The 9,376-nt window shown below is 71.8% G+C and carries 13 protein-coding genes; 6 read left to right on the forward strand and 7 right to left on the reverse strand.

The annotated features are described in order from the left end of the window. The first annotated feature begins 35 nt into the window (after positions 1-35). Positions 36-536: a YbaY family lipoprotein gene (locus HNQ09_RS15600; RefSeq protein ID WP_184031228.1), complete on the forward strand. Its 501-nt coding sequence runs from the start codon at positions 36-38 to the stop codon at positions 534-536. Between the two features lie 59 nt (positions 537-595). On the opposite strand, the gene tmpR is transcribed toward HNQ09_RS15600, so the two are convergent. Both tmpR and HNQ09_RS15610 read right to left on the reverse strand, forming a co-directional pair. After that, positions 596-1,315: a bifunctional dihydropteridine reductase/dihydrofolate reductase TmpR gene (gene tmpR, locus HNQ09_RS15605; protein WP_184031229.1), complete on the reverse strand. Its 720-nt coding sequence runs from the start codon at positions 1,313-1,315 to the stop codon at positions 596-598. Beyond that, entirely contained in the window at positions 1,312-1,722 is a 411-nt protein-coding gene (locus HNQ09_RS15610; protein WP_184031230.1) for an NUDIX domain-containing protein, read from the reverse strand. The genes tmpR and HNQ09_RS15610 overlap by 4 nt, the downstream gene beginning before the upstream one ends. A gap of 35 nt (positions 1,723-1,757) precedes the next feature. Between HNQ09_RS15610 and HNQ09_RS15615 the strand changes: the two genes are divergently transcribed. After that, positions 1,758-2,276: a hypothetical protein gene (locus tag HNQ09_RS15615; RefSeq protein ID WP_184031232.1), complete on the forward strand. Its 519-nt coding sequence runs from the start codon at positions 1,758-1,760 to the stop codon at positions 2,274-2,276. A gap of 9 nt (positions 2,277-2,285) precedes the next feature. Next, entirely contained in the window at positions 2,286-2,807 is a 522-nt protein-coding gene (locus tag HNQ09_RS15620) for a hypothetical protein (RefSeq protein WP_184031234.1), read from the forward strand. A 4-nt stretch (positions 2,808-2,811) separates the two neighbouring features. Here HNQ09_RS15620 and HNQ09_RS15625 read toward each other — a convergent pair whose 3' ends face one another. Together HNQ09_RS15625 and HNQ09_RS15630 are read right to left on the reverse strand one after the other, a co-directional pair. After that, positions 2,812-4,323, reverse strand: a complete 1,512-nt coding sequence (locus HNQ09_RS15625) for an ABC transporter permease subunit (protein ID WP_343057867.1) — start codon at positions 4,321-4,323, stop codon at positions 2,812-2,814. Continuing rightward, positions 4,320-5,216, reverse strand: coding sequence for a DMT family transporter (locus tag HNQ09_RS15630; RefSeq protein WP_184031236.1), 897 nt, complete (start codon positions 5,214-5,216; stop codon positions 4,320-4,322). Before HNQ09_RS15630 ends, HNQ09_RS15625 begins: the two co-directional genes overlap by 4 nt. 165 nt (positions 5,217-5,381) lie before the next feature. On the opposite strand from HNQ09_RS15630, the gene HNQ09_RS15635 reads away from it, so the two are divergent. Together HNQ09_RS15635 and HNQ09_RS15640 are read left to right on the forward strand one after the other, a co-directional pair. After that, entirely contained in the window at positions 5,382-5,690 is a 309-nt protein-coding gene (locus HNQ09_RS15635) for a hypothetical protein (RefSeq protein ID WP_184031238.1), read from the forward strand. Positions 5,691-5,820: 130 nt separating this feature from the next. Continuing rightward, entirely contained in the window at positions 5,821-6,498 is a 678-nt protein-coding gene (locus HNQ09_RS15640) for an SRPBCC family protein (protein WP_184031239.1), read from the forward strand. A 65-nt stretch (positions 6,499-6,563) separates the two neighbouring features. On the opposite strand, the gene HNQ09_RS15645 is transcribed toward HNQ09_RS15640, so the two are convergent. From HNQ09_RS15645 to HNQ09_RS15655, 3 genes are read right to left on the reverse strand one after another with little or no spacing between them, the layout of a single operon-like run. Continuing rightward, positions 6,564-7,025: a hypothetical protein gene (locus HNQ09_RS15645; RefSeq protein WP_184031240.1), complete on the reverse strand. Its 462-nt coding sequence runs from the start codon at positions 7,023-7,025 to the stop codon at positions 6,564-6,566. A 58-nt stretch (positions 7,026-7,083) separates the two neighbouring features. Then, the gene (locus HNQ09_RS15650; protein ID WP_184031241.1) at positions 7,084-7,407 is read right to left on the reverse strand and encodes a hypothetical protein; all 324 of its coding nucleotides are present in this window, start codon (positions 7,405-7,407) and stop codon (positions 7,084-7,086) included. Beyond that, positions 7,404-8,051, reverse strand: a complete 648-nt coding sequence (locus HNQ09_RS15655) for a TetR/AcrR family transcriptional regulator (protein ID WP_184031242.1) — start codon at positions 8,049-8,051, stop codon at positions 7,404-7,406. Before HNQ09_RS15655 ends, HNQ09_RS15650 begins: the two co-directional genes overlap by 4 nt. Before the next feature lie 157 nt (positions 8,052-8,208). On the opposite strand from HNQ09_RS15655, the gene HNQ09_RS15660 reads away from it, so the two are divergent. Then, entirely contained in the window at positions 8,209-9,330 is a 1,122-nt protein-coding gene (locus HNQ09_RS15660) for a pyridoxal phosphate-dependent aminotransferase (RefSeq protein WP_184031243.1), read from the forward strand. The last annotated feature ends 46 nt before the right edge of the window (positions 9,331-9,376 follow it).

The raw sequence follows: 9,376 nt of genomic DNA on the forward strand, positions 1-9,376 counted from the left end.
CGCACCTGACCGGGCGCGCGCCTAGCGTGCAGGGCATGAAGACCCGCACTCCTCTTCCGGCGCCGCTGCTCGCGGCCCTGCTTGCCGCCTCTGCCCTGGCGCCCGCCGCGCTGGCGCAGGGCATCCGCATCACCCGCCCGGCGGCCACCGCGCCCGCTGCGGCCACCCCTGCGCCCAGTTCCACCGCCGATCTGGGCGACGTGCCGGCCGGGTGGCGGGTGCTGAGCGGCCGGGTGCGCGCCCCCCGTGACGTGCGGCTGCCTGCGGGGAGCACGGTCAGCGTCGCCATCGAGGACGTGACCCGGCTGGACGCCCCCAGCCGCACCGTGCTGAACGTGAGCTTCCCCGCGACCCGCCTCTCGGCGCCTTACCAGATGCAGTTCAATCCGGTGCGCCTCAGCCCCCGCCGCGTCTACACCGTGACCGCGCGGGTCAAGGACGCCAGTGGCCGCCTGATCTACCTCACGACCACCCAGCAGGCGCTGCCCACGGGCCGCAACGCGGTGATGGACGTGCGGGTCACGCCGGTTCGGTAAACCGGTTTGAGAGTTGTCCTGAGTCGCCCCCTCCCCACGGGAGCGGGCGGCTGAACTGTTTACAGGTTCCAGCCCCCCGCCACCTCCAGCTCCTGCCCGGTCACGTAGTCGCTGGCGCGCACGAAGTACAGCGCGGCGCCGACCAGCTCGTCCACCGTGCCGACCCGTCCGGCGGGAATCTCGCGCAGCGGCTGGCTCACGCTGGTCTCGATCACGCCGGGAGAGACGACGTTCACGCTGACGCCGCTGCCCGCCAAGACCTTGCCCAGGGCGTGCGAGAGGTGCAGCACGCCCGCCTTGGCGATGGCGTAGGGCACGATGCCGGGCCGGGCGACCAGGTGCCGGGCGCCCGCGTAGCCCAGGTTCACGATGCGGCCGAAGCCCGCTTCCCGCATCAGCGGGGCGGCGGCCTGGCAGGTGGCGAAGGTGGCGGTGAGGTTGCTCGCCAGCATGTCGGCCCACTCGGCGTCGCTGGTTTCCAGCAGCGGCTTGTGGACGTAGTTGCCCACGTTGTTCACCAGCACGGCGAGGGGCGACCCCGCAAAGGCCGCGTGGGCCTGCGCCACCAGCGCCCGGGCCTGCGCGGGGTCCGCCAGGTCGGCCCGCAGGACCGTGGCGGGGACGCCCTGCGCGGCGCACCGCCGGGCCGTCTCGCGCGCCTCTGCCTCGCTGCCTCGGTAGTGAACGGCGACCGCGTAGCCCTCGCCCGCCAGCGCGACCGCCAGCGCCCGCCCGATGCCGCGCGCCGCGCCGGTGACCAGGGCGGTGCCCCGGCTCACGCCTCGCCCCGCGCCCGGGCCAGCTCGACCAGCGTGCGGGTGTAGGTGTTCAGCGGCAGGGTCAGCGCCTCTTCCAGCGTGGCCCACGACCAGTCCACGATCTCCTCGTTGGGGGTCACGGTCAGCGAATCCGCCCGCGCGAAAAAGTCCACCAGCAGCATGTGGGCAGGCTTGTGGAACTCCTCGCTGAGCACCGCCTCCTGCGTCTGGGCGTACCGGGCGCCGAAGATCTCCAGCCCGGTTTCCTCGCGCAGCTCGCGGGTGACGGCCTCCGCGAGCGTTTCGCCCCAGTCCACCTTGCCGCCCGGCACGCCCCAGGCGCCGCGCCATTTGGTCGTCTGAACGATCAAGACCCGGTCCCCCGGTCCCCACACCAGCGCGCCCACGCATACGACGGGTCTGTCCATAGAGAGCAGGGTACGGTGTGGGCTAGGGTGGGGGCATGGGGGCGCTGGGCTGGCTTATGGCGGGTGCATCGGTGGTGCTTGCCGCCCTGTTGTCCAGCTGGGTGGCCCGCAGGCCCGCTCTCCCGCTCGGGAGGCTGCTGCTGGGGTTGACGGCGGTGTACCTGCTGGCCGGACTGGCGGTGGTCCTCCTCTGGACCCTGGGGTCCGGACGGCAAGACAAGTCCAGTGAAGTGCCGATAAGCTCTCTGCTGATAGGCGCAATGGCCCTCGTTCCCCACCTGGCTGAGGTGTCTGCCGTCCGTGCTCTACGCCTTCCCGCCCGCTGGGGCGTGGTTGGACTGGGACTCGTCCTGCCCGTCCTGGGGTTGGTGTTTGGAGCGGCGTTGGTTCAGCCTCACATGCTGGGCATTCTGACTGGGCTTCTGCTGTGGACGGTCGGCCTAGCTGCCGCGTTGGCCCTTCTCGCGGCGCTGTGGCAGGTGCTGGAGCGGGTCTGGGTCCTTCCGGCGAAGGAAGAAAAGGAAGGCGCTGGCGGCCCCGCGAAAGGCGGGTAGGCTACGGGCATGTTCTGGCTGGAAGCGTTGTCTTTCGCCGTGGTGATCGGCCTCTCGCTCTGGACCTCGGGCAGGTTGAAGCGGCGCCCGGAGCTGACGCTGTGGCAGGTGCTGGGGCGGCTGGCGGCTGGCGTGCTGGCGTTGGCCTTCGGGGCGGTGGCGCTGTGGACTCTCGTGCCGGGCTTGCAGGAGAGTCAGGACGGCAGCTTGATCGGTGGGGGCCTTTTCCTGCTGATCAGCCTGCTGCGTGGGCTTCCCGTGGTGCGGGTGCTGCCGGTCGGGCAGCGCTGGGGACTCTACGCCCTGGCCGCGTTATGGCTGCCCGTTTCGGTCACGCTGGCCCTAGGGCTATTGCGTCCTGACGGGCGGGGGACAGCGATGCTGGACTTTTTCCTCCCCACGGGCCTGACCCTGCTGGTGCTGTTGCCCGTGTTCGCGGGGGTCGTGGGGTTGTGGAACCGTTTCGGGCGGGGCTGGGCACGCCGCCTGATCCTCCCCGGGCCGGACGAACGGCCAGTGCCCGACCGCTGACCTCCTAGCGTGCCCGGCGGTGCCGCAGCACCCGCCGCTCCAGCGTGGTGACGGCGAGATAGAGGACCACTCCCAGCCCCACCAGCAGCACGATGGCCGCGAACTGCCGGGGCGTGTCGTAGTACGCGCGGGCCTGGTTGACCGCGAAGCCCAGCCCCGGCGCGTTGCTCACGAACTCCCACACCACCGCCCCGATCAGGGCCAGCGAGAGCGCCAGCCGCAGCCCGCCCAGCATCACCGGCAGGGCGGCGGGCAGTTCCAGCCGCGTGAGGCGCTGCCAGCCGCTCGCCCGCAGGGTGGAGAACAGCTCGTGGTCGGTGCGCTTGACCTCGCGCACCCCGACGATGGTGGCGACCATCACCGGGTACAGGGCGCTCAGCGCACTGACCAGGACGGCAGGCACCCGCCCGAAGCCGAACCAGGTGATCAGCAGCGGGGCCAGCACGACCACCGGCGTGCTTTGCGACGCGACGACAAAGGGACTCAGGAAGCGTTCCAGCGGACGCGACTTGCCCAGCGGGTAGCCGATCAGGGCGCCCGCCAGCGAGCCGAGCAGCGCGCCCAGCAGCGCCACCTGCGCGGTCGCCCAGGCAAAGCCCAGGAACTCGCCCGGTGTGCTCAGCAGTTCCGCCCCGACCTGGGCGGGTGTGGGCAGCAGCAGCGGTTGGCCCAGCGCCCGCGCGCCGAGTTCCCACACCCCCAGGCCCACCAGCAGCGCGGCGGTGGGGGCCAGCCACCCCAGCCGCACCCGCGCGGGGGGGGCCACCTGAAGGCGGGTGCTGTTGCCCGCGCCCAGCAGCTCGCGCAGCCGCGTCTCGGTGGCGCCGGGGGTGGGCAGGCGGGTCTTCTCGCGGGTGTCGAGCACCTCGACGACCCGGCCCCCGCGCAGCACCGCCACCCGGTCGGCCAGGGTCGCGGCCTCGCGGATGGAGTGGGTGACCAGCACGGTCGTGCGCCCGGTCTTGTCGTGCAGGTGGCGCAGCTCGGCGTTGAAGCGCTCGCGGACCAGCGCGTCCAGCGCCGCGAAGGGTTCGTCCAGCAGCAAGACGTCGCTGCTCTGGGCCAGGGCGCGGGCCAGCGCCACCCGCGCCTGCATTCCGCCCGAAAGCTGCGCCGGAAAGTAGTCGGCGTAGCCGTCCAGCCCCACCAGATGCAGCGCCTCACGCGGCTCCAGCCCCCCGCCCGCGCCCAGGTCGCGCGGCAGGGCGACGTTGCGCAGCGCCGTGCGCCAGGGCAGCAGGCGGTCGTCTTGAAACATCAGCGCGGGGGGCGAGGCGATCTCGACCGTCCCGGCCTGCGGGCGCAGCAGGCCCGCCAGCACCCGCAGCAGCGTGCTTTTACCCTCGCCGCTGGGGCCGATCACCGCCAGGAATTCGCCGTGCGGTACCTCCAGCGTCACGTCGTCGAGCACGGTCAGGCCGCCCAGCCGCACCGTCACGCCGGAGAGCCGGATGGCCGTCTGGCCGCCCCCCGTGCCGATGGGGCCGGGCTGCGAACTGCCCTGCGGGGCACTCACGCGGCGGGCCTTCCCCGGGTATTCACCAGCACCACGCCCGCCAGCGCCACCGCGCCGCCCACCAGCGACAGGCGGGTCGGCAACTCGCCCAGCCACAGCCACGCGATCACTATGGCGAAGACCGGGCTGACATACAGAAAGGAGGTCGTGGTGCCCGCCCCCACCCGCGCGAGCGCGAAGGTCCAGGTCAGGTACGCCAGCGCCGCCGGAAAGAGGCCGATGTAGATCACCGCGAGGTGCGCTTCCAGCGGCGCCCGGCTCAACTCGGCCCCAAAGCCCGGCAGAAACAGCACCAAGGGCACGGTGCCCGTCAGCAGGCTCCAGACCGTGAAGTGCAGCGGGTTCATCCGCCGCAGCAGGGGCCGCTGAAACACGAAGTACAGGCTGGTGAACAGCGCCGCTGCCAGGATCAGGAGTGCTCCGCGCGTGAAGCTCAGGCTCTCGCCGCTGCCCAGCACGATCAGGGCCACCCCGGCCAGGCTCAGCGCGGTGCCGCCCCACCCCACGGCGTTGAGCCGTTCCCCGGCAAAGCGGGTGGCGAGCAGCGCCGTGATCACCGGCCCGGCGGCGATGATCAGGCTGGCGGTCCCGGCGGGCACGCTGACCTCGCCGTAGTTGAGGCACAGGTGGTACAGCGTGATGCCCAGAAAGCTCAGCCCCGCGATGCGCGCCAGATCGGGCAGCGGCGGCAGCGGAATGCGCGCGGCGGCGGCATACAGCCCCAGCGCGGCGGCAGCGACCAGAAAGCGGTAGAGCGTGAGGTGCCCCGGCGAAAAGGCGTCCAGCCCCGCCCGGATGCCCGCGAACGCCGAGGCCCAGAACACCACCGTGATCAGAATCGCCCCCAGCGAGAGGGGGTCCAGGCGGCCCACCTGGGGCGCTCGCGCAGTCATGTCCGCCAGCCTAGAGCACGGGCGGAGGCAGGTCCCTTTTTCGGTCTGTTCCGAGCGTGAGTGGGTGGTCAAGGCGCGCACATCCGCCCCCCGGGAGGCGCGGCGGACGATGAACCGGACGTTCCATCATCCGCCGTTTCAGCCCGCCTCCGGAGGTGTCTCCAGATGACCGACCCGAAGTCTCCCCAGACCGCCGACCCCGCGTCCTACATGGGCGCCACGCCCGAAGCCCCCGACACCAACACCAACCTCGACGCTGCCGTGCCGGGGGGTCCCGCGACCCCCGCCGACCGGCAGGCGACCGACACCATCGAGGAGCAGCACGCCGACGGCGGCCTGCCCGGCGCCGTGGAGGGGCAGAGCGACCCCGCCAGACAGATGGACAACAGCGGAATGCTGCGCCCCACCGGCGAGGGCGACGGCGCCGCCATCATCGGGGCGAGCGGCGACGACCGCAACGATGGGGACCGCTGAGCTGGCCCCCAACCGGACGCACCAAGGGAGACCGGGGCCGGGAGTTCCCCGTCCTTAAATGTGGCTTGGGCAAGGATTCACCCGGCCCAGGCGCGAGCGTTCCTAGACTGACCGCTACGGAGGAAGACTGATGAGCGCGAACATGGACAACACGAACAGCAAGGAGCAGGCGGGCGGCATGGACCAGGGTCGCCTGATCGGCGGCGCGGCGGGCGGCGCGCTGCTGCTGATGGGCCTGCGCAAGCGCGGGGTGCTGGGCCTCGGCATGGCGGCGGTCGGCGGCTACCTCGCCTACCGCGCGGCGACCGGCAACGACCCGGTGATGGCGGCGGCAGGCCTCAGCGGCAACACCAATGCGTCCAAGCCGATCTTCGTTGAGCACAGCGTGGTGATCGACCGCCCGGCCCAGCAGGTGTACGCCTACTGGCGCCAGCTGGAGAACCTGCCGCGCATCATGAGCCACCTGGAATCGGTCACGGTTCTCGACGAGCGCCGCAGCCGCTGGGTCGCCAAGGCGCCGCTGGGCACCCACGTCGAGTGGGAAGCCGAGATCGTCAACGACAAGCCCGGCGAGCGCATCGGCTGGCACAGCCTCCCCGGCGCCACGGTGGACAACGCGGGCAGCGTGCAGTTCGAGAGCCTGCCCAACGGCGGCACCCGCATCCACGTGGCCCTCTCGTACCGTCCGCCCGCCGGGGCGCTCGGCGCGGCCGTCGCCAAGCTGTTCGGCGAGGAACCCAGCCAGCAGATCGCCGAGGACCTCCAGAAGTTCAAGGCGACTTTCGAGGGCGCCAACCCGCAAAACTGAGCCAGTCTCCAGAAGAAGCGGCTTCCTCTCGGGGAGCCGCTTCCATGCTGTGGGGACAGCTGGCGTTACCAGTTCAGGTCGTAGTTGGCAAAGGGCCGGGTCTGGGACACCGTGGTGCCGTCCACCCGGTTCCAGCCCTTCTTGACGTTGAAACCGAACAGCCCGGCGTCCTGGGCCGCGAAGACCAGGGAGCGGTTCTGACGGGCGGTGCGCGGCTCGCCCACGTCGTAGGTCTTGTCGCCGTTGGTGTCCACGTACGCCAGCACCTCGTAGACCCCGGCCTTGGGGCTGCCGGGCAGCGAGATGCTGTACACCCGTTTCTGGGCGTTGAAGGTGCCGATGTCCAGCTGGTCCACGGCATTGTTCTCGTAGCCCGAGCCGCTCAGCCCCACCAGCGCGAGGCGCACGTCGCCCGCCTGCGGCTGCGTGCCGGTGATGCTGCCCGTCACGTCGCCCCGGGGCACGCCGAGGACACCGCAGGAAGCCAGGGACAACGCAAGCGCCAGCCATACGAGCTGCCTTTTCATGGCCCTCACCCTAGGCAGTGGGTGCCCCCGGCGGCTCAGAGGAGGGTGAAGGCAAGCGTCATGAATCTTCTGCGCCGGACTCAGGCGCCTCGGGCACGTTCTCGGCCCCGGCCTCGATCACGGTCAGGGAGCGCAGGGTCGCGCCCTGGTGCCAGCCGTACTCGGGGTCTTTCAGGCCCAGCGTTTCTGCGATGGCGCGGGCCGCCGCGTGGTCGGGTTCGCCGTCCAGGCAAAACAGCAGAAAACGGCGGCCCCCCGGCGCGATCCGGATATAGAGGTCGGGCCCGAGTTCGAGCTGCTGGGTGCGCTCCAGCCGCTCGGCGCGGCCCTGGGCGTACCGCAGCGCGTCGCGCACCCGCACGGTGACGGTGGGGTGACTCATGGGCTTGCTCCCGGTTCGGCAGCGGCCGGGGCGCGCAGGCCGCCCAGCAGCATCTCGGCGTAGCCCTCCGCCACGTCGCGCGGGGTGAGGTTGCCGCCGGGGTGGTACCAGGTGTAGGCCCAGTTCACCGCCGAGAGAATCAGGTTGGCGCCCATCTTCACGTCCAGGTCAGCGCGGAAGTGGCCCTCCGCGATGCCCTGGCGCAGCAGGTCGCGGTAGAAGTGGTCGATGGTGTCGCGCCAGCCGGTCACGCGGGCGTAGGCTCCCGGCGAGAGGTGCTTCCACTCGTGAAAGAACACGGTGGCGCTGTCCATGTTGTCGGCCACCACCCGGATGTGCCGCTCCATCGCCTCGCGCAGCTTGGCGTCGGCGGGCCGGGGGTCTTCCCGCAGGGTAAAGAGCGCCGCGTCGAACTGCCGGGCCGCGCGGTCCACGATCTCCATCAGGAGGTCTTCCTTGCCGCTGATGTGGGCGTAGAGACTGCCGCCCTGCATCCCCAGTTCCCCGGCGAGGTCGCGCATGCTCGTGGCGTGGTAGCCGCGCTCGGAAAACAGGCGGCTGGCGACCTCGTGAATCTGCTCGCGGCGCGACTTGGGGGGCGCGGCCAGCTCAGCAGGGTCAGGGGAGGCGGGAAGGTCGGTCATGGAGAGAACAAGGGGCCTGGGAGAGGCGTATGAACGCAGGGTAGCACGCGCCTCTCCCGCCATCCGGCGTGGATGGACGGCTCCCGGTGGGCCTCTGTCTCTCCCGGTGGGTCGCTGGGCGGGGGGACCGGCCCAGGCGGGTGGTAAAACGGACGGCATGACCTCCCAGCCTCCAGCCACCCCCCCGGGCGCACCCGCCTCGCCGCTGGGCACGGCGCACCCGGCGGGCGTGCGCGGCGCGGTGCGCGCGGTGCCCGCCTACCCCTTCACGCCCACCCAGGTGCCCACCAAACTCGACCAGAACGAGAGCGCCTACGATTTCCCGGCTCACCTCAAGGCCGAGGCGGCGGCGCGGATGCTCTCGCGGCCCTGGAACCGCTACCCCGACCTGCACGCCGAGGGCGTGGCGGCCCGGGTGGCGGCTTTGGAAGGCTGGGACCCGGCGGGCGTGGTGCTGACGCCCGGCAGCAACCTGCTGATCAAGCTGCTCACCGAACTCGCGGGCATCGGGCAGACGGTGCTGACGGTCAGCCCGACCTTCAGCGTCTATACCCTGGAGGCGCAGATGCTGGGCGCCCGGCTGGTCAGCGTGCCGCTGAACGCGGACTTCTCGCTGCCGGTGGAAGGCTTGAAAGCCGCGCTGCGCGAGCACCCCCCCGGCGTGCTGTACGTGACCCAGCCGCACGCGCCGACCGGTCACGCCGACACCGAGGCCGCCGTGCGCGAGGTCGTGGAGGCGGCCGGAGACGACTGGGTGGTCGTGATCGACGAGGCCTACCACCAGTACAGCGGCACCGACTACCGGGCGCTGGTGCGCGAGGGCGCGGGCCGCCTGAGCCTGCGGACCTTCAGCAAGGCCTGGGGCCTGGCGGGCGCCCGCATCGGCTACGCGCTGACGAGTCCTGACCTGGCGACCCAGCTGCGCAAGCTGGTGCCCGCCTTCAACCTCGGGGTGCCGACGAGCAGCGTGCTGGAGGTGGCGCTGGAAAATCCCGGCTACGTGCAGGAGCGCGCGGCCGAGGTGGTGCGCGAGCGGGAGCGCGTCTTCGCCGCCCTGGCCCACCACCCGAGCTGGCAGCTGCTCCCCAGCCGCAGCAACTTCTACCTGATCCGCACCCCCGACGCGGGCGCCGCCTACCGGCACCTGCTCGCGCACGGCATCGTGGTGCGCCGCCAGGACAGCCTGCCCATGCTGGAAGGCTGCCTGCGGGTGGCGGTGGGCACCCCCGCCGAGAACGACGCGCTGATCGCGGCGGCGCAGGCCTTCGGGGAGGGGTAGCCGGGGCCGCCCCCCCGCCGGGCGCGCCGAAGGAGGCGCGGGCACG

The organism is Deinococcus budaensis, from assembly GCF_014201885.1.
Lineage (GTDB): Bacteria > Deinococcota > Deinococci > Deinococcales > Deinococcaceae > Deinococcus > Deinococcus budaensis.

Bases quoted from the DNA above. Each gene is read 5' to 3' on its own strand.
- HNQ09_RS15650 (WP_184031241.1), bottom strand. From the start codon at position 7,407: ATGAGTCACCCCACCGTCACCGTGCGGGTGCGCGACGCGCTGCGGTAC.
- HNQ09_RS15645 (WP_184031240.1), bottom strand. From the start codon at position 7,025: ATGAAAAGGCAGCTCGTATGGCTGGCGCTTGCGTTGTCCCTGGCTTCC.
- HNQ09_RS15600 (WP_184031228.1), top strand. From the start codon at position 36: ATGAAGACCCGCACTCCTCTTCCGGCGCCGCTGCTCGCGGCCCTGCTT.
- HNQ09_RS15630 (WP_184031236.1), bottom strand. From the start codon at position 5,216: ATGACTGCGCGAGCGCCCCAGGTGGGCCGCCTGGACCCCCTCTCGCTG.
- HNQ09_RS15615 (WP_184031232.1), top strand. From the start codon at position 1,758: ATGGGGGCGCTGGGCTGGCTTATGGCGGGTGCATCGGTGGTGCTTGCC.
- HNQ09_RS15655 (WP_184031242.1), bottom strand. From the start codon at position 8,051: ATGACCGACCTTCCCGCCTCCCCTGACCCTGCTGAGCTGGCCGCGCCC.
- HNQ09_RS15640 (WP_184031239.1), top strand. From the start codon at position 5,821: ATGAGCGCGAACATGGACAACACGAACAGCAAGGAGCAGGCGGGCGGC.
- HNQ09_RS15660 (WP_184031243.1), top strand. From the start codon at position 8,209: ATGACCTCCCAGCCTCCAGCCACCCCCCCGGGCGCACCCGCCTCGCCG.
- HNQ09_RS15635 (WP_184031238.1), top strand. From the start codon at position 5,382: ATGACCGACCCGAAGTCTCCCCAGACCGCCGACCCCGCGTCCTACATG.
- HNQ09_RS15610 (WP_184031230.1), bottom strand. From the start codon at position 1,722: ATGGACAGACCCGTCGTATGCGTGGGCGCGCTGGTGTGGGGACCGGGG.
- HNQ09_RS15620 (WP_184031234.1), top strand. From the start codon at position 2,286: ATGTTCTGGCTGGAAGCGTTGTCTTTCGCCGTGGTGATCGGCCTCTCG.